Genomic DNA, 25,196 nt, shown 5'->3' with positions numbered 1-25,196 from the left:
ATACTCTCGACGGTCTCAGTTCACAGCGGACGTCGCTTCGACATGACGCGGTAAGGTCACCCGGATACGGGTGCCGCGCTGGCTTTGTACATCAGCCGGGCTGTCGATGGTGATTTGTCCATAATGCTCTTCAACGATGGAATAGACCAGTGCAAGGCCCAGACCGGTGCCTTCGCCAGGATCCTTGGTGGTGAAGAAAGGTTCGAACAATCGGTCCATGATGTTCTGCGGAATACCACTGCCTTCGTCCTCGACGATCAGATCGACCGTGTGCTCGCCGGCTTCACTCTTGACCCGCACCGCGCTGCCCGCAGGCGAAGCGTCACGGGCGTTGGAGAGCAGATTGATCAGCACCTGGGCGAGCCGCTGCGGATCGCCTTCGACCCAGTGATCGGGGTCGCACAGGTTGTAGAACTGCACTTCGAAGTTGCGCCGGTTCAGCGCCAGCAGGCCAATCGCATCCTGCGCGACTTCGGCCAGACACACCGGTTCGTCGCTGTGCTGGTGGCTGCCAGCGTGGGCGAAGCTCATCAGCGACTGCACGATGCGCGACACACGCTTGGTCTGTTCGAGGATCTGCCCGCTGATTTCCGTCAGCTCGCCGTCTTCTTCACGCTCTTCGCGCAGGTTCTGCGCCAGACAGGCGATGCCGGTGATCGGGTTGCCGATTTCATGGGCCACACCTGCCGCCAGTCGACCGATGCTCGCCAGACGTTCGGAGTGCACCAGTTTGTCTTCGAGCATCTGCGTTTCGGTCAGGTCTTCCACCAACAGCACCAGGCCGCTGTTGCCCGGGGCCAACGGTTCATCGATCGCGGCTTTGTGCAGATTGAGCCAGCGGGTCTGGCCGTCGAGGGCCAGGTGCTGTTTGTGCAAGTGTTCGTCGGGCAGGTTGATGAAGCCTTGCAGCAGTTGCTTCCACGGATCGGCGATGGTGCTCAGGCGCGAGCCGACCACCCGTTGCGCGGCGATGCCGGTGAGTTCTTCCATGGCCTTGTTCCACATCAGGATCTCTTGATCCTTGGCCAGCGAGCAGACGCCCATCGGCAGCTCCTGCAGGGTCTGGCGATGGTAGCGGCGCAGGGCGTCGAGTTCGGCGGCCAGCCCGGTGAGGCGCGAGTGGTAGTCCTCGAGGCGGCTTTCGATGAAGTGGATGTCTTCGGTTACATAGTTCTCGCCGCCAGCCTTGTACGGCAGGAAGGTTTCGACCATGTCCTGCGCCACGCTCGGCCCCATCAGGCCGGAGAGGTTGGCTTCGATACGGTCGCGCAAGCGGCGCAAGGCATAAGGTCGGCGTTCGTCGAACGGCAGATAGAGGTCGCGCAGGGCTTGCTCGACTTCTTTCTGCGCCGCCTTGGCGCCCAGCGGTTTCGCCAGTTGCGTGGCGAACTCCTGGGGCGAGGCGGCGTGCAGTTCGCGGCGTTGCGGGCGACGCACGTTATCCACCGCGCAGGCTTCGGCGGCGCTGGCTTCTTCCGGGCTGGCGTTGGTGAACAGCGAGATCAGGGTGAACATCAGCACGTTGGCCGCCAGCGAGGCGATGGCCGCCATGTGCCAACTGGTGTCGTCCAGCACGTAGATCATATTCAGCAGCGGAATGTAGAAACCCTGCAGATTGCCGACCAACGGCAACAGCATGGTCACCACCCACACCAGAATCCCCGCCATCAGACCGGCGATAAAGCCGCGCCGGTTGGCGGTCGGCCAGTACAACACCGAGAGCACGCCGGGCAGGAATTGCAGGGTTGCGACGAAGGCGACGATGCCGAGGTTGGCCAGGTCCTGCCCGGCGCCGAGCATCAGATAAAAGCAGAAACCGGCCATGATGATCGCCACGATCAGCGCCCGGCGGGTCCACTTCAGCCAGCGGTAGATATTGCCCTCGGCCGGCGGCTGGTACAGCGGCAGCACCAGGTGGTTCAGCGCCATGCCCGACAGCGCCAGCGTGGTGACGATGATCAGGCCACTGGCCGCCGATAATCCGCCGACGTACGCCAGCAGGGCCAGTGGTTTGCTGTTGGCGGCAATGCCGATGCCGAGGGTGAAATATTCCGGATCGGTGGTGGCGCCGAGCTTCAGGCCGGCCCAGAGAATCAGCGGCACCGCCAGGCTCATCAGCAACAGGAACAGCGGCAGGCCCCAGCTGGCACTGACCAGCGAACGCGGATTGAGGTTTTCGGTGAAGGTCATGTGATACATGTGCGGCATCACGATCGCCGAGGCGAAGAACACCAGCAACAGCGTGCGCCACGGTCCTTCCTGCAGCGGCGTGTGCAACGCGGCGAGGGCGGTCTGGTTTTGCAGCAGCCACAGCTCAAGCTGTTGTGGGCCGTCGAACACGCCGTACAACGCATACAGGCCGACGCCGCCGAGGGCGATCAGTTTGATCACCGATTCGAAGGCAATCGCGAACACCAGCCCTTCGTGTTTCTCGCGGGTGGCGATATGCCGGGAGCCGAAGAAAATCGTGAACAGAATGATCAGCGCACAGAACGCCAGCGCGACGCGGCTCTGGATCGGCTCGCCGGTGAGGATGCCGATGGAGTCGGCCACCGCCTGAATCTGCAACGCCAGCAACGGCAGTACGCCGATCAGCATGAAGATCGTGGTCAGCGCGCCGGCCCAGGTGCTGCGAAAGCGGAAAGCGAACAGGTCCGCCAGCGACGACAGTTGATAGGTGCGGGTGATTTTCAGGATCGGATACAGCAGCACCGGTGCCAGCAGAAACGCGCCGGACACCCCGAGATAACTGGAGAGAAAGCCGTAGCCGTACTGATAGGCCAGCCCCACCGTGCCATAAAACGCCCAGGCACTGGCATAGACCCCCAGCGACAGGGTGTAGGTCAACGGGTGGCGAATGATCGCCCGCGGGATCATGCCCCGTTCACTGATCCAGGCAACGCCGAACAGCACCGCCAGGTACGCGGCACTGATCAGGATCATCTGGGTCAGGCTAAAGCTCATCGGCATCTTTTTGGCTCTGCAGGATGAAGGTCACGACAATCAGGATCAACCAGAGCAGATACGGCCGATACCAGGCGCCCGTGGCGTCGATCCACCAATCCATGATGGCTGGCGAAAACAGATAGATTCCCACGACCAGAAGCAGGACCAAGCGATAGATGTACATCCCGGCCTCTCTTTTTTATGCGCGTGCCCGAAAACGTGCGGCGATGGTAACGGATGGCGGCGCGACTGCAAGTGTCGTCATTGCAGTTGCGCTTCGGGCAGGGTCAGTGTGCGCGGGATCTTCGATGCATCCCAGTGGGCTGCTCCCCAGTTGAGCAATTCCTGCGGTGAGGCGTATTCAAGCTCGGCACCTGGGTTTTGCCCCAGCGCACGCAGGGCCCGCAGCAACAGCGGGGTGGCTTGATCGGCCTCAAGCGGCGGCGAACGGTAGGATTTGCCGAGCTTGTTGCCGTCCGGCTGCGTGATCAATGGCAGGTGCAGATAGCGCGGCTGGCGCAGGCCCAGCAGTTCTTGCAGGTAGAGCTGGCGCGGCGTGGAGTCGAGCAGGTCGGCGCCACGCACGATGTCGGTGATGCCTTGCCAGGCGTCATCCAGCACCACGGCCAGTTGATAGGCGTAGAGGCCATCGCGGCGGCGAATCACGAAATCGCCGACTTCGCGCCCCAGATGCTGGCGAAACTCGCCCTGCACGCGGTCGATGAAGTGGTATTCCAGCTCCGGCACGCGCAGGCGGATCGCCGCCTCTTGCTGGTCATGGCCGGCATTGCGGCACAAGCCCGGATAAATGCCGTGGTACGGCTCCAGCTGTTTGCGCGAACAGGTGCAGGCGTAGGCCAGGCCGTGGTTGAACAGACTGTTGAGAACTTCGGCGTAGGCGTCGTGCCGATCACTCTGGCGCACCATCTCGCCGTCCCATTCGAAACCGTAGCTTTCCAGCGCCTTGAGAATCGCCGCCTGCGCGCCGGGTTCCTCCCGGGGCGGATCGAGATCCTCCATGCGCACCAGCCAGCGCCCGCCGACCGCGCGCGCGTCGAGGTAAGAGGCGAGGGCAGCGACCAGCGAGCCGAAGTGCAGGTGGCCACTGGGGGTCGGGGCGAAGCGGCCGATGTAGGCGGGGGCGGTTTTGGCAGTCATGTGGACAATATAACTTTTCAGGATTCGCGCAGATTACCCCTGTGGGAGCGGGCTTGCTCGCGAAAGCGTCAGTTCAGACAGCCTGGATGTTGAATGGCCGGCCGCATTCGGGAGCAAGCCCCCTCCCACAAAAGCAAGGCAAAAGGGCAAAGGCAAAAGGCAGAAACAAAAACGGAGCGTTCGCACGCTCCGTTTTTCGTTCAGGTCTAGATTACTTGCCGACCTGCTTTTCCTTGATTTCCGCCAGGGTCTTGCAGTCGATGCACAGATCGGCGGTAGGACGGGCTTCAAGGCGCTTGACGCCGATCTCGATGCCGCAGGATTCACACCAGCCGTACTCTTCGTCCTGGATCAGTTCGAGGGTCTTGTCGATCTTCTTGATCAACTTGCGCTCGCGGTCGCGGGCGCGCAGCTCAAGGGCGAATTCTTCTTCCTGGCTGGCACGGTCGGCCGGGTCAGGGAAGTTGGCCGCTTCGTCTTTCATGTGATCAACAGTACGGTCGACTTCCTGCATCAAGTCCTGCTTCCACTTGTTCAGGATCTTGGTGAAGTGCGCGCGCATGGGGGCGCCCATGTACTCTTCGCCGGCCTTCGGAACGTAAGGTTCGAAGCCGCTGATCGTCGCTTGCTGCTGTTGCTTTGCTTGGGTGGGCATGAAATGGACCGCCTCTACTCTTGTAATCCATTGCGCAGGATTGCTCCATCACCGACACCTGCCGGCCCTGCGGCTGCAAGCGGGCGAACTTACCAGATCAATTCGGCCCGCGCTACTCCCGGATGTCGAGGCCCCGGCGGGTGGCGCTTGCAGATGTTTGGCAAGCCGTGTCTGGCGCTGTTGAAAGCCTGTTCAATCACTGATTTTAGTCAATCCTGGAGCGTACGCTCATATCGTTACAGTCCAGCGTTCTTGAGGCTGTGACCGCGATGGGTTCTCGCTCGTTCCGGCAGATGGGTAGAATCGTTTCTTTTTCCCCGTCGAAGGAAGGCCAATGGCTCAGCCCTACAGTGCGCGCAGTCGTGCGATCGAACCGTTCCATGTGATGGCGCTGCTGGCGCGGGCCAACGAACTGCAGGCCGAAGGTCACGACGTGATCCACCTGGAAATCGGCGAGCCGGACTTCACCACGGCCGAGCCGATCATCCGTGCCGGGCAAGCGGCGCTGACGGCGGGCAAGACGCGCTACACCGCCGCGCGCGGCATTCCCGAGCTGCGCGAGGCGATTTCCGGGTTCTATCAATCGCGTTACGGCCTGAATATCGATCCGCGGCGGATCCTGATCACCCCGGGTGGCTCCGGTGCGCTATTGCTGGCCAGTGCCTTGCTGGTCGATCCGGGCAAACACTGGCTGCTGGCGGATCCGGGCTACCCGTGCAACCGGCACTTCCTGCGTCTGGTCGAAGGCGCGGCGCAACTGGTTCCGGTCGGACCGGAGGTGCGTTACCAACTGACCCCGGATCTGGTGGCGCGGCATTGGGATCACGACAGCGTCGGTGCGTTGGTGGCGTCGCCGGCCAACCCGACCGGTACCATTCTGACCCGCGATGAACTGGCCGGGTTATCCACAGCGATCAAGGCGCGCCACGGGCATCTGGTGGTGGACGAGATCTACCACGGCCTGACTTACGGCACCGATGCCGCCAGCGTGCTGGAAGTCGATGACAGCGCCTTTGTCCTCAACAGTTTTTCCAAGTATTTCGGCATGACCGGCTGGCGTCTCGGCTGGCTGGTGGCGCCGGACGCGGCGGTCAGTGAGCTGGAAAAGCTCGCACAGAACCTCTACATCAGCGCCCCGAGCATGGCGCAGTACGCCGCACTGGCCTGTTTCGAGCCGGACACTATCGCCATCCTCGAAGAGCGCCGCGCTGAATTTGGCCGCCGCCGCGACTTCCTGCTGCCGGCGTTGCGCGAGTTGGGGTTCAACATCGCCGTCGAGCCTGAAGGTGCGTTTTACTTGTACGCCGATATCAGCCAGTTCGGCGGTGATGCCTTCGCGTTCTGCCGACATTTCCTCGAAACCGAGCACGTTGCCTTCACCCCGGGGCTGGATTTCGGCCGTTATCAGGCCAGCCACCATGTGCGTTTTGCTTACACGCAAAACCTCCCTCGCTTACAGGAAGCGGTGGAGCGCATCGCACGCGGCCTGAAGAGCTGGCAAGGCTGATGCGCTTTTATCCGGCTCTGGAAGAGGCACGGTTGATTCGCCGCTACAAACGTTTTCTGGCGGATGTTGAAACGGTCAATGGCGAGTTGTTGACCCTGCACTGCCCGAACACCGGTTCGATGCTTAATTGTCAGGTCGAGGGTGGGCAGGTGTGGTTCAGTCGCTCAAACGATCCGAAACGCAAGCTGCCCGGCACCTGGGAAATCGGCGAAACCCCGCAAGGGCGGCTGTTCTGTGTGAACACCGGGCGCGCCAATGCGCTGGTCGAAGAGGCGCTGCAGGCCGGTGTCATCAGCGAGTTGAACGGCTTCACGGCGCTTAAGCGTGAAGTGGCTTATGGCCAGGAAAAGAGCCGCATCGATTTCCGCCTCGAATACCCGAGTGGTCCGGCCTACGTGGAAGTAAAAAGCGTCACGTTAGGCTTCGATGGAACCAACGTGGCGGCGTTTCCCGACGCGGTCACCCAGCGCGGTGCCAAGCATCTGCGTGAACTGGCGCATCTGGCTCGTGACGGTATTCGTGCGGTGCAGTTGTACTGCGTCAATCTCAGCGGGATTGAAGCGGTGCGGCCGGCCGAGGAAATCGATTCGGCCTACGCCGATGCCCTGCGTGAAGCGGTGGCGTGCGGGGTCGAGGTGCTGGCCTACGGCGTGCGTTTGAACCACGAAGAGATGGTGATCGACCGGCGGCTGGACGTTTTGCTCAACGGTTAAACATCTATCCACAACCCTTGGGCATCTTCGCGGCAGGGGATGGCGGTCAGGGATTGCCCGGCGCAAGGCCCGGCGACGCATTCGCCGTCCTCGATCAGAAACAGTGCGCCGTGGGTGGCGCACTGGATCAGACTGTTGCTCGGGTCGAGAAACTGGTCGGGATGCCATTCCAGGCCCACACCACGATGCGGGCAACGGTTGAGATAAACATAGGCCTGACCATTGCGGCGCACGGCAAACAGTTTGTTGCCGTCGATGTCGAACCCACGGCTGCCGGCCTCAGCGAGATCGGCGCCGGCGCACAAGAACTTCATGGCTATCCTCAAGTGTCGGCTCGTTTCAGGAAATGTCCGAGCTTGACGTTTAAATGCAAACAATTATCAAATGACCGCCTTCGCCCACTGTGCGCAGCCGCCGCCAAGGATACTTGGCCTGCCGGTTCGCTGCCCGGGAAAACTGTTCAAGGAAAGCTGCGTATGCGCCTGATTACCCGCGTTGTTGTGCTGTGTGTCGGACTGCTCGCCAGCCTTCAGGCGACAGCTGCCGATTTGCCGCAGCGTTGGGTCAGCGCCGGTGGGGCGCTTTCGGAGTGGGTGAGTGCATTGGGTGGCGAATCCAAACTGGTCGGGGTCGACACCACCAGCCAGCATCCGCAGTCGCTGAAGCAGCTGCCAAGCATCGGTTATCAACGCAGCCTCTCGGCTGAAGGCATTCTCAGCCTGCGCCCGGACATTCTCATCGGTACCGAAGAAATGGGCCCGCCGCCGGTTATTGCTCAGGTGAAGAGCGCCAAGGTACAGGTCGAACTGTTCTCGGCGCAGCCTGATCTGCCGACCCTGGAAAAAAACGTTACGCATCTCGGACAGTTGCTGGGCGCGCAAGTCCAGGCGGCGCAGTTGCTGGAAAACTATCAACAGCAGCTCACCGCGCAGAAAGCGCGAGTCGCCGATTTGCAGGCCAGGCATAAGGCGCCCGGTGTGCTGGTATTGATCGGGCATGCCGGCGGTAAACCGTTGATTGCCGGCAAGGACACTGCCGCCGACTGGATGCTGCAACGGGCCGGCGGACATAACCTGGCGACGCATACCGGTTACAAGCCGTTCTCCGTGGAGTCGCTGGCCGGGCTCGATCCTGAGGTGCTGGTGTTTGCTGATCGCGCGTTGAGCGGCGAGGCGGCAAAAGCGGCGTTGTTCAAGGAAAACCCCATTCTCAATTCAAGCCGTGCGGCCAAGGCCGGACGGGTGCTGGAGCTGGATCCGACGCTGCTGGTCGGCGGGCTTGGGCCACGTTTGCCGGCGGCACTGAAGAATTTGTCTGACGGTTTCTACCCGATCGCGAGCGGCCAATGACCACGCTGGTCAAACCACGAAGCCTGTTTATCGGCCTGACGCTCCTGTGTTTGCTGGCCATCTGGCTGTCATTGGCGCTGGGGCCGGTGAGCCTGCCGCTGTTCGATACGTTGCGCGCGGCCTTGCGCATGCTCGGCGTGCCGCTGGCGCCAGACGGGCTGGAGCAGGCTGAGCTGATTCTCGGGCAGATCCGTCTGCCGCGTACCTTGCTCGGCCTGGCCGTCGGCGGCGTGCTTGCGCTGTCGGGCGTGGCGATGCAGGGCTTGTTTCGCAATCCGTTGGCCGATCCCGGGCTGGTCGGGGTGTCCAGCGGTGCGGCACTCGGCGCAGCGATTGCGATTGTCGGCGGTTCGTTTTTTGGCGGTTTACCAGAGTGGTTCGGGCCGTATCTGTTGTCGGCGTGCGCGTTTCTCGGTGGCCTGGGCGTGACGGCGCTGGTCTATCGGCTCGGACGGCGCAACGGCCAGACCAACGTCGCGACCATGCTGCTGGCCGGGATCGCCCTGACGGCATTGGCAAGCTCGGCGGTGGGGCTGTTCACCTATCTGGCGGATGATGCGACCTTGCGCACGCTGACTTTCTGGAATCTGGGCAGCCTCAATGGCGCCAGTTATGCGCGGCTGTGGCCATTGCTGATCATCAGCACCGGCGTTGCGTTGTGGCTGCCGCGTCGTGCCAAAGCGCTGAATGCGCTGTTGCTCGGTGAGTCCGAAGCCGGGCATCTGGGGATTGATGTCGAACGGCTCAAGCGTGAACTGGTGTTCTGCACGGCGTTGGGTGTTGGCGCAGCGGTGGCAGCAGCGGGGATGATTGGCTTCGTCGGGCTGGTGGTGCCGCATCTGGTGCGTTTATTGGCCGGGCCCGATCACCGGGTGTTGCTGCCAGCATCAGTGTTGGCGGGGGCGAGCCTGTTGTTGCTGGCGGATCTGGTGGCGCGGCTGGCGCTGGCGCCGGCGGAGTTGCCGATCGGTATTGTCACCGCGTTTATCGGTGCGCCGTTCTTCCTCTATTTGCTGCTGCGAGGACGTGCCTGATGCTGCGTGCGCACAATCTGCATATCCGTCGCGGGCGCAAGACAGTCCTCAGCGACATCACCCTGCAACTTGAACCCGGTGAGGTGCTGGGTGTGCTCGGGCCGAACGGTGCCGGTAAAAGTACCTTGCTCGGTGCGTTGTGCGGTGAACTGGCTGCGGATGAGGGCGAGGTGTTGCTCGATGACAAGGCGCTGAGTCACTGGACAGGTACGCAGCGCGCCCAGCGTCTGGCGGTGTTGCCGCAGGTCTCGACGCTGGATTTTGCCTTCCGCGTGGAAGAAGTGGTTGGTATGGGCCGCCTGCCTTATCAAAGCGGTCGGGCGCGCGACGACGAGATCGTTGCGGCAGCGCTGGCCGCTGCAGATGCCGGGCATCTGAGCGGGCGCAGTTATCTGGCGCTGTCGGGCGGCGAGCGCCAGCGTGTACATCTGGCGCGGGTGCTGGCGCAGCTATGGCCTGGGCAGGCCGGGCAAACCCTGTTGCTGGATGAACCGACCTCGATGCTCGATCCCTTGCATCAACACACCACGTTGCAGGCGGTGCGCGAGTTTGCCGATCGTGGCGCGGCGGTGCTGGTCATCCTGCATGATCTGAATCTGGCGGCGCGCTATTGTGATCGGGTGTTGCTGCTCGAAGGCGGGCGCCCGGTGGCGCTGGATACGCCGCAGCAAGTCTTGCGACCGGACTCGCTCAAAGCTGTGTTCGGTCTCGAGGTATTGGTGCAGCCGCACCCGGAGCGTGGGCATCCGCTGATCATCGCCCGCTGATTTCTCATCGAGGTGATGGTATGCGCGGGATGTGGTTGTTAGCGGTGTTGCTGCTTGCAGGGTGTCAGCATGTTGCCCCGCCCCCGCCAATCAGTGGCGAAATTCGTGATCTGCACAGCGGCCAGATACTGACGGCACAGGAACTGCTGACGCGTCTGTCGGGGCCGCAACTGCTCATCATCGGCGAGCAGCATGACAACGCCGATCACCACGCCGCGCAGTTGTGGCTGTTGCAGGCACTTGGGGAGCAGCGTCCTCAGGGCAGTCTGCTGCTGGAAATGCTCACGCCGAAGCAACAGCCGAACGTTGACCAGGTTCGCCATGCAGCAGCGCTCCCTACTGATCTTCCCACCGCGTTGGCCTGGCAGGATGGCTGGGACTGGAATCTCTATGGACCGATCGTTCGGTTTGCCCTCACGCAACCCTATCCGCTGTTGGCGGCCAATCTGGATGACGGCGAAATCCGCGCTGTCTATCGCCAGTCGCCAGCCATGAGCGGTGTTCGCAGCAATGCGGCATTGGTGAAAGCCACGCTGCTCGAACAGATCAGCGACTCACATTGCGGCTTACTGCCCAAATCACAGATGCCGGCGATGCTTGCTGTTCAACAACAGCGGGATCGGCGTATGGCCGAACGCTTGATGGCGGCGCCGACGCCGTCGTTACTGTTGGCGGGGGGCTGGCATGCGCGCAAGGATGTTGGCGTGCCGCTGCATGTGCTGGATCTGGGCGCGGCCCGGGCACCAACGGTGCTGATGCTCGCCGAGCAGGGCGCTGAAGTGACTGCGGCGATGGCTGATTTCGTCTGGTACACCCCGGCCATGCCCGCGCAGGATTACTGCGTGCAGATGCGCAAACAATTTGGCCAATGACTTTTCCACAGGCAAAAAAAGACCCGGTAAAAACCGGGTCAAATAACCGTGATTAGCCTGATGAGGAGATAATCTGAGAGTCCGAACCAAGGGCTTTTCAGAATATCGACTGATCTCGCGACCAGTTGTGATAATCATAGCGATTCTCATTACCGAGTCAACCACTGTTTTTCCGTTTGCTTGATTTAGTCGTGCAAATGGCTGGAATGCCCCGGAAACAAGGGACTCAACGTGGAGCTTTGATCGCACTCAGTTGCGTGATCTGCTGATTGAGCTGGCCGATGCGCCGGGCCATGCTCTCAATCAGGCTGTGCGCGATCTTCGGATTGGTGCGGGTCATGCTCAGAAACTGCTCGCCGGGAATCAGCATCACCGTGCTCGGCTCGCGAGCGATGACCGTCGCATTGCGTGGCTCACCGGTGAACACCGCCATGGCGCCGAAAATCTCGTCCTTGGGCACTTCGCCAACCTTGTGTCCATCCACGAACGCTTCGGCATGCCCATCGATGATCACGAAGACGTGATCGGCGGCATCGCCCTGCTGGATCAGCACCTCACCGCTCTCGACCCGTTTAAAACCATTGGTGCTGCGGAACTCCCGCGGTTTCAGTTCGGCCACCGCGTGAGCCAGCAGCGCCATCTGCCCCAGCAGATACTCAAGCCACTGTTCGGCCCGGCCCGGCTCGGCATATAAATGCTGGAACAGTTCGGTTCGCCGATAGGGCAGCAAGCGCAATGGCCCGTCGCTGCGCAGACGACAATCGGCCCAGGCGTCACCTTGCTGCAGACCGATCAGATCGCCTTCCTGCCAGTAAAACAGCGCACGGCCGCCGATGTAGCCGTTGATGACGCCTTCTGTCAGTAGAAACAGTTGATCATGTGGGAGCTGCGCCATCAGGTCGTCAGAGGTTTCTGGCTCAAGCGCCGGCCCGCACGGCGAAAGCCCCTCGAGCCAGCTTGCAGGCAAACTCTGCAAACGATTGATCAGTGCATCGACAGGTGCCGATTGTTCCCCGAGCAGATACATGGCCGTCAGCGCCTGTTCAGTTCTTGTGACGCGAGGAGATGGCTTCGAGCTGCTTGTTCAAGGCGTCTTTGCGTTCGGCCGGGATGTCGTTCCAGTGCACATCCATCAGCGCCCCTTCGATCGCGTACAACAACACCTTTGATGCGCGAAACCCGCGGGTACGCACGGCCCGATAGGCGTCCACCGCCCCCAGGCGACGCAAGTCCGAGGCGCTGTGGATACCCACGGCATGCAGCCATTGCGCCGACGTCTTGCCAAGATTCTTCAGGTGTTGCAGTTCATCATTCATCAAGCCTCCTTGCGACGGCCGAATGGTGCGTGGGCGATCTTCTCAGGAGTGTAGCCATCAGTAGGAAAAGCGTGGTTGTTTGGTCGGATTCGACGCAAACGCTTCTAAGAAAGGGGCTGCGAACGCAGAAAGGAGGGAAGAAACGCGGAAACATGTAGGAGCGGGGCTTGCTCGCGAAGGCGTCCTGTCAGCCACCAGATGTATCGACTGACACTACGCCTTCGCGAGCAAGCCCGCTCCCACACGGGAAAGGCGTCGGGTCAGAGAAAGATAAAAATTATCAGCGAGTGCGATAGCGCAGACGGGTGCCGAAATTCATCGACATCAGGATCTCGTCCGCACTCAGCTCCGGCGGGAAGTACGCGCCGGAAATCTGCGCATGGGCCAGGCTCGCGCCTTCGAGTGATGCATTACGGAAGTCGATGCCACGCAAATCGGCAGAGCGGAAGTAGGCGTCCCGGAAATCCACGCCATCGGCGTTCAGTTCACGCAAGTCGAGACCACGGAAGTCGCCACCAACCATGTCGATCGGGCCGTCGTTCGGGCGTTCCTTGTTGAAGCCTGCGATGTCGTCTTTGTGCAGCAGGGCATAAAGCGGGGTGTCGAGAAGTTTCGGCTGGCTCATGTCACATCACCTGTTGGTTTTATGACGCCAGTATAGTGCCACTATTTGACGGCCGTGAAGCAAGCGAGGGCTTCACGGCCGAAATAGTTTCTTACAGGCCTGGCAGGCGCTGGCGGATCTGTGCGACTACGGTGTCGAGGGTCCCGCTTTCATTGGTCTGTACGCGTTTGCTGCGCAGAATTTCTTCTGGCGTCAGCGCTTCGCGGCTGGCCTGCTGGGCCTCTATTACCGCCAGCGTAGCGTCGGAAGGATCTTTCTTGTCAGCCTGACGAATCGCCAGCCAGCTCTCGATCACGGCTTGCGGTGCGTTGCAGTCGAGAATCAGGAACGGCGTGCCGGTGGCCTCGGCGACTTGAGCGGCGTTGTCGCGTTGCTCGCGCTTGAGGTAGGTCGCATCGATCACTACCGGGAAACCGGCGTGCAGAATCACTCCGGCAATCTCATGCAGGCGGGCATAAGTGGCGGCGCTGGCGTCGGCACTGTAAATCCCCGCCTGCACGTCGTTAGCTACGGTTTGCTCACCGAACAGGCGCTTGCGCTCGACGTCGGAACGCAGGCGAATCGCGCCCAGCGCTTCGACCAGGCGCATGGCTACGTGGCTCTTGCCCACAGCCGATACGCCGTGGGTGATGGCCATGAAGCGCGAAGGAATGGTGCTGTAGCTTTCCGCCAGGTTGGCGTAGTTGCGGTACTGGCGCAGGGTGGTTGCGCGCTGCACCGGGGTGGCATCCGCCGGCATGCTGAACAGCGCGACTTTGGCACGAACCAGTGCGCGGTAGGCTTTATAGAAGTTCAGCACTTCCAGGCCTTGATAGTCGCCGGTCAGCTCCAGGTATTGGCTGATGAAGCGGCGGGCCAGAGATTTCAGGCCACGGTCTTCCAGGTCCATCGCCAGGAAACCGGTGTCGGCCCAGACGTCGGTGAAGCGGAACGGTTCGTTGAACTCGATGCAGTCGAAGATCACCACTTTGCCATTGATGACGGTGGCGTTACCCAAGTGGATGTCGCCGTGGCATTCGCGAGTGAAACCCTCGGTCTTGCGCTGGCTGAACAGTGCCTTGAGACGATCGAAGCTGCTTTCGGCCCAGGCTTTCAGTGCCTCGAGTTGCAACAGATCATTTTTGTCGCTGAGGAACGGCAGGATCTGTTCGAAGTTCTGGCGCACCGGGGCCATCACGCTGTCCGGCGTGCCGGCGTCGTGTTCGGCCGGGACTTTTGGCGCGCTGAGGTGGAATTTGGCGATCTGCTCGGCCATTTCGTCGATGTGCTGAGTGGTCAGCTCGCCGTTGGCTTGCAAGGTGCTGAGCAGGCCGGTCTGTGGGAATTGACGCATTTTCAGCACATATTCGATCACCGGGCCGTCGCCGCCCAGTTGTGGCGCTTCGACACTGCCGGTCACAGGCAACACGTCCAGATACAAATCTTCGGTCAGGCGCTGGTTCAGACGCAGTTCTTCAGCGCAGAAGTGCGCGCGCGATTCGAGGCTGGTGAAGTCGAGGAAGCCGAAATTCACCGGCTTCTTCACTTTATAAGCAAACGGGCCGGTGAGGATCACCCACGAGATATGGGTTTCGATGACCTGGAACCCTTCGACGGGGTGCGGGTAGAGGGCCGGGTTTTGCAGGGCAGCGATCAGGGACTGGCTCACGGGCGATCCTTCAGAGACTGGGAAATTCGAGGTCGCCATTATGGCCGCTCGCCAGCCTGACGCAAACCTCGGAGCGCTCCTGTTGAGTATGAATAAAGTGCGTATAATCCGCCGCCATGACTCGAACTCGATCCCCCCGTACCAAGAAAAAACCACCTTCCCGGGGCCTGCGCCCATGGCTGGGTTGGGCCATTAAACTCAGTCTGGTCGGCCTTGTGGTGCTGGCTGGCTTCGCCGTTTACCTCGATGCCGTGGTGCAGGAGAAGTTCTCCGGCAAGCGCTGGACCATCCCGGCCAAGGTATACGCGCGTCCGCTTGAGCTGTTCGTCGGACAAAAGCTCAGCAAGGAAGATTTCCTCACCGAGCTCGATGCCTTGGGCTATCGCCGCGAAGCCGTGAGCAATGGCCCCGGCGCTGCTGCCGTCAACGGCAATACCGTTGATCTGAATACCCGTGGCTTCCAGTTCTATGAAGGCCTGGAAAAAGCCCAGCCGGTGCGCGTGCGCTTCTCCGGCGACTATGTGGCCGAGCTCTCGGGGCTCAACGGTGCGAAATTGTCCGTGGTGCGGCTGGAGCCGCTGTTGATTGGCGGCATTTATCCGAAAAACCTTGAAGACCGCATCCTGATCAAGATCGATCAGGTGCCGCCGTACCTGCTCGATACTCTGATCGCGGTGGAAGACCGGGACTACTACAGTCACTGGGGCGTGTCGCCGAAGTCGATTGCCCGGGCGATCTGGGTCAACACCTCTGGCGGCAAGATGACCCAGGGCGGCAGTACGCTGACCCAGCAGTTGGTGAAAAACTTCTACCTCACCAACGAGCGCAGCCTGAGCCGCAAGCTCACCGAAGCGATGATGGCGATGCTGCTGGAGCTGCACTACGACAAGAAGGAAATTCTTGAGGCCTACCTCAACGAAGTCTTCGTCGGGCAGGACGGTCAGCGTGCGGTGCACGGCTTTGGTCTGGCCAGTCAGTTCTTCTTCGGTCAGCCATTGTCCGAGCTGAAGCTGCATCAGGTAGCGTTGTTGGTCGGCATGGTCAAAGGGCCGTCCTACTACAACCCGCGTCGCAACCCGGAACGCGCGCTGGAGCGGCGTAACCTGGTGCTCGACGTGCTTGAGCAGCAAGGCGTGGCGACTGCCGAACAGGTCGAAGCGGCGAAGAAAATGCCACTGGGTGTCACCACTCGCGGCAAGCTCGCCGACAGCTCGTTCCCGGGCTTTATCGATCTGGTCAAACGCCAGTTGCGTGAAGACTACCGCGACGAAGACTTGACCGAAGAAGGCCTGCGGATCTTCACCAGTTTCGACCCGATTCTGCAGATGAAGGCCGAGGCGTCGGTCAATGACACCTTTAAACGCCTGGCCGGACGCAAGGGCTCCGATGACGTGGAAGCGGCGATGGTCGTGACCAACCCGGAGACCGGCGAAGTCCAGGCCATGATCGGCAGCCGGCAGGCCAGTTTTGCCGGTTTCAACCGGGCGCTGGATGCGGTGCGGCCGGTGGGCTCGCTGATCAAGCCGGCGGTCTATCTGACCGCGCTGGAGAAACCGAGCCAGTACACGCTGACCAGTTGGCTGTCGGACGAACCGCTGGCGGTCAAGGGGGCGGACGGTCAGGTGTGGAAACCACAGAACTATGACCGTCGCTCCCACGGCACCGTGTTCCTCTATCAGGGCCTGGCGCATTCCTACAACCTGTCGACCTCGCGTCTGGGCCTGGAAGTAGGCGTGCCGAACGTGCTCAAGACCTTGGGACGCCTGGGCGTTACGCGGGAATTCCCGGCATTCCCGTCGATGTTGCTGGGCGCTGGCGGCATGACCCCGATCGAAGTGGCGACCATGTACCAGACCCTGGCCAACGGCGGTTTCAATACGCCGATGCGCGGGATCCGTAGCGTACTGACCGCCGATGGCGAACCGCTCAAGCGTTATCCGTTCCAGATTCAACAGCGTTTCGATCCGGCTTCCATCTACCTGATCCAGAACGCCATGCAGCGGGTAATGCGTGAAGGTACCGGCAGTTCGGTTTACAACGTGCTGCCCAAGACCCTGACGCTGGCCGGCAAGACCGGTACCAGTAACGATTCGCGCGACAGCTGGTTCGCCGGTTTCAGTCAGGATCTGTTGGCGGTGGTCTGGCTGGGTCGTGACGACAACGGCAAGACCCCGTTCACCGGTGCGACTGGCGCGTTGCAGGTCTGGACCAGTTTCATGCGCAAGGCCGATCCGCTGCCGCTGGACATGCCGCAGCCGGACAATATCGTCCAGGCGTGGGTCGATTCGCGTACCGGGCAAGGCTCCGATGCCAACTGTCCGGGGGCGGTGCAGATGCCGTATATTCGCGGCAGCGAACCGCCACCCGGCGCCTCGTGTGCAAGCGAAACGCCTGCTTCGCCAGAGTCGGTGATGGATTGGGTCAAGGGCTGGATGAATTAAGCAAAGAGGGTTTCAAGTGAACAAGTGGTTGATTCCAGCGGTGACTGCCGTGGCTTTGCTCAGCGGCTGCTCTACCGTACAGCGTGGTTCGATCCCGGTGGTGGATGCCGGCACGACCGTGTCCAACAGCGAACGCCTGTCGGCCAACGGCGGCTTCCGCAAGACGACAGTCAAACGCCCGGTGCAGGATCAGGCGCAATCCCAGGCCATCCCGCAAGGCGACACCGGTGTGGTAGTGATGGTGCCGGGCGGTGGCGCGACAACTTCGACGCCGATCAGCTCGTCGCCGATCGTTCCGGGGCCAGCGTCCGGCGGTATCACCGCGGGGCCGTACAACCCGTCGCCGGTCGAGTCGGCGCCGATCAACTCCGGCAGCTACAGCATGCCTTCGACCCCAAGCGGCATTCCTTCGGCCAGCAGTGGCGGTGGTCTGTCGGCTGACGAACAGCTTGATGGCCCGGTGCTCGCCTTGCTGACCACCGCGCAACAGCAGCAGGCGGGTGGTGACCTCAACGGTGCGTCTTCCAGCCTGGAGCGCGCTCAACGCGTTGCCCCGCGTGAGCCGCAAGTGCTTTACCGCTTGGCGCAAGTACGCATGGCTCAAGGTGATGCGCCACAGGCCGAGCAATTCGCCCGTCGGGCGCTGACCATGGCCAACGGTCGTCCAGACTTGCAGGCCAACCTGTGGGAAATCATCGCTCAGTCCCGTGAGAAACAAGGCGATTCCGCCGGCGCCGCTCAGGCCCGTCAGAAGGCCAAGGTTTCGCTGTGATGGATGGCCGTTTCCCGAAAATTGCCGATCAGTTGCTGTTGATCGAGCGCGAACTGCGCGCGCAGGGTTGGTGGGATGACGTTCAGCCATCGGTCGAAGCCTTGAGCAGTGTCGAGCCGTTTTCGGTCGACACGCTGGATTTCGAGCAGTGGCTGCAATGGATCTTCCTGCCTCGGATGAAGATGATTCTTGAGCAGGATCTGCCGTTACCCAATGCCTCGGGCATTCAGGAAATGGCCGAAATGGTCTTTGCCCAGCGCAATCTGCAGGGCAAGGATCGGCAATTGCAGGTGTTGCTCAAAGAGTTTGACCTGCTGATCACCGCTTCCCGCTAGTACCGATCCCCTGTAGGAGCTGCCGCAGGCTGCGATCTTTCGATCTGCTCTTGGAAACAAGGTCAAAAGATCGCAGCTCCTACAGGTGTCTATTCGCAGTTCTGCGCGATCTGCTTCTGCGCTTCGACAATGCGCTCCTGCCGTTGTGCATCGTCGAGACGCCTCAGTTCTCCCTCCACTTCCTCCCTCAAACGCGGATTGTTCTGCAATTGCGCCAGGTTCGTCCGTGCCTGCTCGCAAAACGCCTTGAGCTGCGCCTGCTGCTCGGTCACCTGCCTCTTCACCTTGTCGTCGATGGCTTTCTGATCGCCCAACGCACCGCTGCCAGGGATGGCGGCAGGTTTCGGCTGGGGCGAGGAGGGCGTCTGCATGGTCGTCGCCGGCTGACCTTGCGGCGGCTGCGCATCGAAGTGAGTGACGCCTTGGGCATCGACCCATTTGTAGATCTGACCGGCCATGCACCACGGGCTGAGACCGATCAGCAGTGTGACGAGGAGCGTTCGCATGCTGATTCCTTGGCAAAATTGCGCAATTGACACTAACAGAGTAGCGGTTTTCAGGTTTTTTCTTGCGTTCTCATGTGCTTACCCACAATTAAGCACATTGACGGCTTGACTTGGAGAGGGCGAAACAGAAGAATCCAAAGTCCGCTGTAGAGGGACTGCCAGAAGCAGACCCACTCGGTAGATCATGAGGCGCATATCCGCGTCGACCTGTTACACCCGCAACGCGTTACCTCGCGCTGGGTGGGAAAGGCCCGCAACACTTGGGACGATCCCAATACTTGCTCAGTCAGTGCTGACGTAGTCGGCGACCACCGTCGCTCATGCTCTGCCGAGAAGTAAACCTATTAAGACCCGCCCCTTTTGTGTGGACGGTATTCTGGCGTTTTAGAGGTGAACAACGTGGAGCTTTTATCTGGCGGTGAGATGCTCGTCCGCTTCTTGCGTGACGAAGGCGTCAAATATATCTACGGGTACCCTGGTGGTGCTCTCCTTCATGTTTACGATGCCCTGTTCAAAGAACCGGAAGTGACCCACATCCTGGTTCGTCACGAGCAAGCGGCTACCCATATGGCTGACGGCTACGCTCGTGCCACCGGTAAAGCCGGCGTGGTATTGGTGACTTCCGGTCCTGGCGCCACAAACGCCATCACCGGTATTGCCACCGCCTATATGGATTCGATTCCAATGGTGATCATTTCCGGTCAGGTGCCAAGCACCATGGTCGGCACCGACGCGTTCCAGGAAACCGACATGATCGGTATCTCCCGGCCGATCGTGAAGCACAGCTTCATGATCAAGCACGCCTCGGAAATCCCGGAAGTCATGAAGAAGGCCTTCTACCTTGCACAATCCGGTCGTCCAGGTCCGGTCGTGGTCGATATCCCGAAAGACATGACCAACCCGGCCGAGAAGTTCGAATACGTCTTCCCGAAAAAAGCCAAGCTGCGTTCCTACAGCCCGGCCGTTCGCGGCCACTCCGGGCAGATCCGCAAAGCGGCAGAAATGCTCCTGGCGGCCAAACGCCCAGTGCTTTATTCCGGTGGCGGCGTGATCCTGGGCAACGGTTCCGCACCGCTGACCGAACTGGCCAAAATGCTCAACCTGCCGGTGACCAACACCTTGATGGGCCTGGGTGGTTTCCCAGGCACCGACCGTCAGTTCATCGGCATGCTTGGCATGCACGGCAGCTACACCGCCAACCTGGCGATGCACCATGCCGACGTGATCCTGGCTGTCGGCGCACGTTTCGATGACCGTGTGATCAACGGCGCGGCGAAGTTCTGCCCGAATGCCAAGATCATCCACATCGACATCGACCCGGCTTCTATCTCCAAGACCATCAAGGCCGACGTGCCAATCGTTGGTCCGGTTGAGAGTGTCCTGACCGAAATGGTCGCGATCCTCAAGGAAATCGGCGAAACCCCGAACAAGGAGTCCGTTGCCAGTTGGTGGAAGCAAGTCGATGAGTGGCGCGGTGATCGCGGCCTGTTCCCTTATGACAAGGGCGACGGCAGCCTGATCAAGCCGCAGACCGTGATCGAGACCCTGTGCGAAGTGACCAAGGGCGATGCCTTCATCACTTCTGACGTGGGCCAGCACCAGATGTTCGCTGCGCAGTACTACAAGTTCAACAAGCCGAACCGCTGGATCAACTCCGGTGGCCTGGGCACCATGGGCTTCGGTTTCCCGGCGGCCATGGGCATCAAGTTGAGCTTCCCGGATGACGACGTTGCCTGCGTCACCGGCGAAGGCAGCATCCAGATGAACATCCAGGAACTGTCGACCTGCCTGCAATACGGCTTGCCGGTGAAAATCGTCATCCTGAACAACGGCGTTCTGGGGATGGTTCGTCAGTGGCAGGACATGAGCTATGGCAGCCGCCACTCGCACTCTTATATGGAGTCGCTGCCTGACTTCGTCAAACTGGCTGAAGCCTACGGTCACGTCGGCGTGCGCATCACCGATTCGAAAGATTTGAAGTCGAAGATGGAAGAGGCGTTCGCCATGAAAGATCGTCTGGTGGTGATCGATATTTCGGTCGATACCAGCGAGCACGTCTACCCGATGCAGATCAAAGACGGCTCCATGCGCGATATGTGGCTGAGCAAGACGGAGCGTACTTAATCATGCGGCACATTATTTCCCTGCTTCTGGAAAACGAACCCGGCGCTTTGTCTCGCGTAGTCGGCCTGTTCTCGCAGCGCAACTACAACATTGAAAGCCTGACGGTGGCCCCAACCGAAGACCCGACGCTGTCGCGTCTGACGCTGACCACTGTCGGCCACGATGAAATCATCGAGCAGATCACCAAAAACCTGAACAAGCTGATCGAAGTGGTCAAGCTGGTGGACCTGTCGGAAAGCGCTCACATCGAGCGCGAGCTGATGTTGGTCAAGGTCAAGGCCACTGGTGCCCAGCGCGCCGAGATCAAACGCACCACCGATATTTACCGTGGACAGATCGTCGATGTCAGCGCCAGCGTGTATACCGTTCAATTGACCGGTACCAGCGACAAGCTCGACAGCTTCATTCAGTCCATCGGCACCGCATCGATTCTGGAAACCGTCCGTAGCGGCGTGACCGGCATTGCCCGCGGCGACAAAGTACTCAGCATCTAAACCAAATTAGCGAATGGCCTGAACGGCCTGGATATATAGGGGAAATTCATGAAAGTTTTCTACGATAAAGACTGCGACCTGTCGATCATCCAGGGCAAGAAAGTTGCCATCATCGGTTACGGCTCCCAAGGCCACGCTCAAGCGTGCAACCTGAAAGATTCCGGTGTCGACGTTACCGTCGGTCTGCGTAAAGGTTCGGCCACTGTTGCCAAAGCCGAAGCCCACGGCCTGAAAGTGACCGACGTTGCTTCCGCTGTAGCTGCTGCCGATCTGGTCATGATCCTGACCCCGGACGAGTTCCAGTCCTCGCTGTACAAGAACGAAATCGAGCCGAACATCAAGAAAGGCGCCACCCTGGCCTTCTCCCACGGCTTCGCGATCCACTACAACCAGGTTGTTCCGCGTGCCGACCTCGACGTGATCATGATCGCGCCGAAAGCTCCGGGTCACACCGTACGTTCCGAGTTCGTGAAGGGCGGCGGTATCCCTGACCTGATCGCGATCTACCAGGACGCCTCGGGTAACGCCAAAAACGTTGCACTGTCCTACGCAGCTGGTGTGGGTGGCGGTCGTACCGGCATCATCGAAACCACCTTCAAGGACGAGACCGAAACCGACCTGTTCGGCGAACAAGCCGTACTGTGCGGCGGTACCGTTGAACTGGTCAAAGCCGGTTTCGAAACTCTGGTTGAAGCTGGCTACGCGCCGGAAATGGCCTACTTCGAGTGCCTGCACGAACTGAAACTGATCGTTGACCTCATGTACGAAGGCGGTATCGCCAACATGAACTACTCGATCTCCAACAACGCTGAGTACGGCGAGTACGTGACCGGTCCGGAAGTGATCAACGCCGAATCCCGTCAGGCCATGCGCAATGCCCTGAAACGTATTCAGGACGGCGAATACGCCAAAATGTTCATCAGCGAAGGCGCAACCGGCTACCCTTCGATGACCGCCAAGCGTCGTAACAACGCCGCTCACGGTATCGAAATCATCGGCGAGCAACTGCGCTCCATGATGCCGTGGATCGGTGCCAACAAGATCGTCGACAAAGCCAAAAACTAAGTCGTCATCCTTGTACGAAAAAACGCGGCTTCGGCCGCGTTTTTTCGTTTGAAACCGATGGTTCTGGTATAAAGCTGCATCGTTTGTGGCCGAACCGTCGTCACAGGCACCTGTCGAAACTTTCCAAACCGTTGCAAGGTAATGTCCATGAGCGAACGTCCCGAAGAGCCGAACCAGGCTTCTGACGCCGAAAGCCTGCTGCCCATCGATGAACATGTCGAGGAAGGGCACGACGCAGAAGGTCGTAAAGTCCGGCATCGTGGTATCTATCTGCTGCCGAATCTGTTCACCACTGCGAACCTGTTCGCAGGGTTTTATTCCATCATCAACTCGATGAGTGCCCAGGCTGCCTTGAGCGCCGGGGATTCTGCGAACGCGAGCAAGTATTTCGCCTTCGCCGCGATCGCAATCTTCGTGGCCATGGTGCTCGATGGTCTTGATGGGCGTGTCGCGCGCATGACCAATACGCAAAGTGCCTTCGGCGCCGAGTATGACTCGCTGTCCGACATGGTCGCTTTCGGTGTCGCACCGGCGCTGCTGGCCTTTGGCTGGGCATTGGGCGACATGGGCAAGGTCGGCTGGATGGTTGCCTTCATCTATGTAGCCGGTGCCGCTTTGCGTCTGGCGCGTTTCAACACCCAGGTCGGTACGGCGGACAAGCGCTACTTCATCGGTCTGGCCAGTCCGGCAGCTGCCGGCGTGGTGGCGGGGATCGTCTGGGCGTTCAGCGATTACGGCATTCAGGGTTCGAAGATGTCGTTCCTGGTCGCGCTGATGGTGGCGGCTGCCGGCATGCTGATGGTCAGCAACATCAAGTACAACAGCTTCAAGGAGCTGGATTTGAAGGGCCGTGTGCCGTTCGTGGCGATTCTCGCCGTGGTGCTGGTGTTCGCCGTGGTGTTCAGCGATCCGCCGCGTATTTTGCTGCTGGTGTTCCTCGCTTACGCCGCTTCCGGCCCGGTGCAATATCTGTTGCATCTTCGTCGTCACAAAAACGCCGAGTGATGTAATTTCCCGCATACTCCGCAGTCTATGGGTGCATCTGTCCTCCAAAGCTGCGGAGTTGCCATGCTGATCAAAATCCCCAAAGCGTCCGACTGCCATGAGTCGGATGTCACGCCTGAATCCATTTATCTTTCTCGTCGCCAATTGCTCGGAGCTACCGCTGCCGGTATCGCCGTGAGCAGCCTGCCGCGTTGGGCCAGCGCTGAAGACGCGGCGCGTTATGCCGATGTCGAGTCGGGCAAGGCGCCTGCCTGGTTTGCCGAGAAGCTCCCCTCTACTAAATGGGGCGCAGTCAACGTCAAGGATGAGGCGATCACGCCTTATAAAGACGCGACCCACTACAACAACTTCTATGAGTTCGGCACCGACAAGGGCGATCCGGCTGCAAATGCCGGTTCGCTGAAAACCGAGCCGTGGAGCGTTGTCGTCGATGGGGAAGTGGGCAAACCCGGGCGTTATGCGCTTGAAGACTTCATGAAACCGTACCAGTTAGAGGAGCGTATCTATCGCCTTCGCTGTGTTGAAGCGTGGTCGATGGTCATCCCGTGGATTGGCTTTCCGATTTCTGCGTTGCTCAAGCAGGTCGAGCCGACCTCTAAGGCCAAATACATTCGCTTCGAAACCCTGCAGGATCCCAAGAGCATGCCAGGGCAGCGCTCGGGTTTTGCCCTGATCGACTGGCCTTATGTAGAAGGCTTGCGCCTTGATGAGGCGATGAATCCCTTGGCGATTCTGGCGGTAGGCATGTATGGCCGCGAGTTGCCGAATCAGAATGGTGCGCCGCTGCGTCTGGTGGTGCCGTGGAAGTACGGCTTCAAAAGTGTGAAGTCGATTGTGCGGATAAGTCTGGTCAGCGAACAGCCCAAGACCACCTGGCAGAGCATCGCGGCTGATGAATACGGGTTTTATGCCAACGTGAATCCCACGGTCGATCATCCGCGCTGGACTCAGGCGCGGGAACGGCGTCTGCCGAACAGTCTGTTCAAGCCGAATGTGCGTGATACACAGATGTTCAACGGCTATGCGGATGAAGTTGCTTCTTTATATACAGGGCTCGATTTGCGGAAGAACTACTGATGCGATATCCGTTCTGGCGTGTAGGCGTTTTCATTGCGGCGGCGACCTGGCCATTGCTTTGGTTTTATCAGGCGTTTGCCGATGTGCTCGGTCCGGATCCTGGCAAGGTGCTGGTTGATCGATTGGGGCTGGGGACGCTGGTATTGCTGTTGATCACCTTGAGCATGACGCCGCTGCAGAAATTGACGGGGTGGGCAGGGTGGATTGCTGTGCGCCGTCAATTGGGACTTTGGTGTTTTGCTTATGTGGTTCTGCACCTGTTCAGCTATATGGCGTTTATTCTCGGTTTCGACTGGTCGCAGCTGGGCGTGGAGTTGCGTAAGCGGCCGTACATTATTGTGGGGACGTTGGGTTTCCTTGGTCTGTTGGCGTTGGCGGTGACTTCAAATCGCTACAGTCAGCGCCGTTTGGGTGTGCGCTGGAAGAAATTGCATCGGTTGGTGTATGTGATTCTGGGGCTGGGATTGCTGCATATGCTGTGGATCGTGCGTGCTGATCTCAAGGAGTGGGCGATCTATGCCTTTATAGGTGCGGTGCTTTTACTGATGCGTGTACCTGCGGTTGCGCGGCGAATCCCGCGTTTGCTGACCAAAAAGCAGGTTTTGCAATAAAACTGAAATTAACGGTTGACGGCAGATTCTGGAGGTCTATAATTCGCCCACTTCAGGCGCAGTCGAAACGGAAAACTCCTTGAGATTCAATGAGTTACGCAGTTTTCGATAGCGGGTTGCTTCAGTTCATCGAAGCCTGGAAGGAGTTGAAAGAGCGGTGATGTTTGGCTCTTTTA

At 60.1% G+C, this 25,196-nt stretch carries 25 protein-coding genes; 15 read left to right on the top strand and 10 right to left on the bottom strand.

Annotated features, from left to right (window positions below):
- Positions 1 to 15 precede the first annotated feature (15 nt).
- The 4 genes from AC27VU_RS27650 to dksA all read right to left on the bottom strand — a co-directional run bounded on the left by AC27VU_RS27650 (position 16) and on the right by dksA (position 4,759).
- Complete coding sequence (locus AC27VU_RS27650; protein WP_003228254.1) at positions 16 to 2,970, bottom strand: sensor histidine kinase; 2,955 nt, start codon at positions 2,968 to 2,970, stop codon at positions 16 to 18.
- Positions 2,954 to 3,130, bottom strand: a complete 177-nt coding sequence (locus AC27VU_RS27645; RefSeq protein WP_003176118.1) for a hypothetical protein — start codon at positions 3,128 to 3,130, stop codon at positions 2,954 to 2,956. Before AC27VU_RS27645 ends, AC27VU_RS27650 begins: the two co-directional genes overlap by 17 nt.
- Before the next feature lie 77 nt (positions 3,131 to 3,207).
- Positions 3,208 to 4,104: a tRNA glutamyl-Q(34) synthetase GluQRS gene (gene gluQRS, locus AC27VU_RS27640; RefSeq protein ID WP_201136567.1), complete on the bottom strand. Its 897-nt coding sequence runs from the start codon at positions 4,102 to 4,104 to the stop codon at positions 3,208 to 3,210.
- Positions 4,105 to 4,315: 211 nt separating this feature from the next.
- Entirely contained in the window at positions 4,316 to 4,759 is a 444-nt protein-coding gene (gene dksA / locus AC27VU_RS27635) for an RNA polymerase-binding protein DksA (RefSeq protein WP_003228250.1), read from the bottom strand.
- Between the two features lie 334 nt (positions 4,760 to 5,093).
- Here dksA and AC27VU_RS27630 point away from each other — a divergent pair, with 334 nt between their 5' ends.
- Both AC27VU_RS27630 and sfsA read left to right on the top strand, forming a co-directional pair.
- A complete protein-coding gene (locus AC27VU_RS27630) occupies positions 5,094 to 6,266 on the top strand; it encodes a pyridoxal phosphate-dependent aminotransferase (RefSeq protein ID WP_003228248.1) in 1,173 nt (390 codons plus the stop codon).
- On the top strand, positions 6,266 to 6,979 hold the full coding sequence (gene sfsA / locus AC27VU_RS27625; RefSeq protein WP_103367314.1) for a DNA/RNA nuclease SfsA: 714 nt from the start codon (positions 6,266 to 6,268) through the stop codon (positions 6,977 to 6,979). Before AC27VU_RS27630 ends, sfsA begins: the two co-directional genes overlap by 1 nt.
- On the opposite strand, the gene AC27VU_RS27620 is transcribed toward sfsA, so the two are convergent.
- The gene (locus AC27VU_RS27620; RefSeq protein WP_027614091.1) at positions 6,976 to 7,293 is read right to left on the bottom strand and encodes a Rieske (2Fe-2S) protein; all 318 of its coding nucleotides are present in this window, start codon (positions 7,291 to 7,293) and stop codon (positions 6,976 to 6,978) included. The two genes, sfsA and AC27VU_RS27620, sit on opposite strands and share 4 nt — an antisense overlap.
- 162 nt (positions 7,294 to 7,455) lie before the next feature.
- Here AC27VU_RS27620 and AC27VU_RS27615 point away from each other — a divergent pair, with 162 nt between their 5' ends.
- From AC27VU_RS27615 to AC27VU_RS27600, 4 genes are read left to right on the top strand one after another with little or no spacing between them, the layout of a single operon-like run.
- Positions 7,456 to 8,328: a heme/hemin ABC transporter substrate-binding protein gene (locus tag AC27VU_RS27615; RefSeq protein ID WP_488725321.1), complete on the top strand. Its 873-nt coding sequence runs from the start codon at positions 7,456 to 7,458 to the stop codon at positions 8,326 to 8,328.
- A 50-nt stretch (positions 8,329 to 8,378) separates the two neighbouring features.
- Positions 8,379 to 9,362: a FecCD family ABC transporter permease gene (locus AC27VU_RS27610; protein ID WP_177325717.1), complete on the top strand. Its 984-nt coding sequence runs from the start codon at positions 8,379 to 8,381 to the stop codon at positions 9,360 to 9,362.
- Complete coding sequence (locus AC27VU_RS27605) at positions 9,362 to 10,129, top strand: heme ABC transporter ATP-binding protein (protein ID WP_488725320.1); 768 nt, start codon at positions 9,362 to 9,364, stop codon at positions 10,127 to 10,129. The genes AC27VU_RS27610 and AC27VU_RS27605 overlap by 1 nt, the downstream gene beginning before the upstream one ends.
- Positions 10,130 to 10,149: 20 nt before the next feature.
- On the top strand, positions 10,150 to 11,001 hold the full coding sequence (locus AC27VU_RS27600; RefSeq protein WP_488725319.1) for a ChaN family lipoprotein: 852 nt from the start codon (positions 10,150 to 10,152) through the stop codon (positions 10,999 to 11,001).
- 226 nt (positions 11,002 to 11,227) lie between these two features.
- On the opposite strand, the gene AC27VU_RS27595 is transcribed toward AC27VU_RS27600, so the two are convergent.
- The 4 genes from AC27VU_RS27595 to AC27VU_RS27580 all read right to left on the bottom strand — a co-directional run bounded on the left by AC27VU_RS27595 (position 11,228) and on the right by AC27VU_RS27580 (position 14,590).
- Positions 11,228 to 12,028 (bottom strand): Crp/Fnr family transcriptional regulator, encoded by an 801-nt coding sequence (locus AC27VU_RS27595; protein WP_201136570.1) that lies wholly within the window; start codon positions 12,026 to 12,028, stop codon positions 11,228 to 11,230.
- A 16-nt stretch (positions 12,029 to 12,044) separates the two neighbouring features.
- Positions 12,045 to 12,317: a TfoX/Sxy family protein gene (locus tag AC27VU_RS27590; protein ID WP_003228231.1), complete on the bottom strand. Its 273-nt coding sequence runs from the start codon at positions 12,315 to 12,317 to the stop codon at positions 12,045 to 12,047.
- Between the two features lie 280 nt (positions 12,318 to 12,597).
- Positions 12,598 to 12,942: a pentapeptide repeat-containing protein gene (locus tag AC27VU_RS27585; RefSeq protein WP_003228227.1), complete on the bottom strand. Its 345-nt coding sequence runs from the start codon at positions 12,940 to 12,942 to the stop codon at positions 12,598 to 12,600.
- 91 nt (positions 12,943 to 13,033) lie between these two features.
- A complete protein-coding gene (locus tag AC27VU_RS27580; RefSeq protein ID WP_488725318.1) occupies positions 13,034 to 14,590 on the bottom strand; it encodes a bifunctional aminoglycoside phosphotransferase/ATP-binding protein in 1,557 nt (518 codons plus the stop codon).
- A gap of 116 nt (positions 14,591 to 14,706) precedes the next feature.
- Here AC27VU_RS27580 and mrcB point away from each other — a divergent pair, with 116 nt between their 5' ends.
- Genes mrcB through AC27VU_RS27565 form a run of 3 tightly spaced genes read left to right on the top strand, consistent with a single transcriptional unit; the run spans position 14,707 to position 18,138 of the window.
- Positions 14,707 to 17,031: a penicillin-binding protein 1B gene (gene mrcB / locus AC27VU_RS27575; protein ID WP_488725317.1), complete on the top strand. Its 2,325-nt coding sequence runs from the start codon at positions 14,707 to 14,709 to the stop codon at positions 17,029 to 17,031.
- A 16-nt stretch (positions 17,032 to 17,047) separates the two neighbouring features.
- Positions 17,048 to 17,803: a tetratricopeptide repeat protein gene (locus tag AC27VU_RS27570; protein ID WP_103484950.1), complete on the top strand. Its 756-nt coding sequence runs from the start codon at positions 17,048 to 17,050 to the stop codon at positions 17,801 to 17,803.
- The gene (locus AC27VU_RS27565; protein WP_488725316.1) at positions 17,803 to 18,138 is read left to right on the top strand and encodes a YqcC family protein; all 336 of its coding nucleotides are present in this window, start codon (positions 17,803 to 17,805) and stop codon (positions 18,136 to 18,138) included. Before AC27VU_RS27570 ends, AC27VU_RS27565 begins: the two co-directional genes overlap by 1 nt.
- A gap of 89 nt (positions 18,139 to 18,227) precedes the next feature.
- Here AC27VU_RS27565 and AC27VU_RS27560 read toward each other — a convergent pair whose 3' ends face one another.
- Positions 18,228 to 18,644: a DUF4124 domain-containing protein gene (locus AC27VU_RS27560; RefSeq protein WP_488725315.1), complete on the bottom strand. Its 417-nt coding sequence runs from the start codon at positions 18,642 to 18,644 to the stop codon at positions 18,228 to 18,230.
- A gap of 399 nt (positions 18,645 to 19,043) precedes the next feature.
- Between AC27VU_RS27560 and AC27VU_RS27555 the strand changes: the two genes are divergently transcribed.
- From AC27VU_RS27555 to msrQ, 6 genes are all read left to right on the top strand, one after another.
- The gene (locus AC27VU_RS27555; RefSeq protein WP_045122841.1) at positions 19,044 to 20,768 is read left to right on the top strand and encodes an acetolactate synthase 3 large subunit; all 1,725 of its coding nucleotides are present in this window, start codon (positions 19,044 to 19,046) and stop codon (positions 20,766 to 20,768) included.
- Between the two features lie 2 nt (positions 20,769 to 20,770).
- Entirely contained in the window at positions 20,771 to 21,262 is a 492-nt protein-coding gene (gene ilvN / locus AC27VU_RS27550) for an acetolactate synthase small subunit (protein ID WP_003205610.1), read from the top strand.
- A 48-nt stretch (positions 21,263 to 21,310) separates the two neighbouring features.
- On the top strand, positions 21,311 to 22,327 hold the full coding sequence (ilvC, locus tag AC27VU_RS27545) for a ketol-acid reductoisomerase (protein WP_003228216.1): 1,017 nt from the start codon (positions 21,311 to 21,313) through the stop codon (positions 22,325 to 22,327).
- A gap of 147 nt (positions 22,328 to 22,474) precedes the next feature.
- On the top strand, positions 22,475 to 23,332 hold the full coding sequence (pssA, locus tag AC27VU_RS27540) for a CDP-diacylglycerol--serine O-phosphatidyltransferase (RefSeq protein WP_003228213.1): 858 nt from the start codon (positions 22,475 to 22,477) through the stop codon (positions 23,330 to 23,332).
- A 63-nt stretch (positions 23,333 to 23,395) separates the two neighbouring features.
- Positions 23,396 to 24,409, top strand: coding sequence for a protein-methionine-sulfoxide reductase catalytic subunit MsrP (gene msrP / locus AC27VU_RS27535; RefSeq protein ID WP_488725314.1), 1,014 nt, complete (start codon positions 23,396 to 23,398; stop codon positions 24,407 to 24,409).
- The gene (gene msrQ, locus AC27VU_RS27530) at positions 24,409 to 25,020 is read left to right on the top strand and encodes a protein-methionine-sulfoxide reductase heme-binding subunit MsrQ (RefSeq protein WP_003228211.1); all 612 of its coding nucleotides are present in this window, start codon (positions 24,409 to 24,411) and stop codon (positions 25,018 to 25,020) included. The genes msrP and msrQ overlap by 1 nt, the downstream gene beginning before the upstream one ends.
- The last annotated feature ends 176 nt before the right edge of the window (positions 25,021 to 25,196 follow it).

Source organism: Pseudomonas sp. 14P5.3.2 (assembly GCF_057799175.1).
This window is presented reverse-complemented; position numbering and strand designations above follow the sequence as displayed.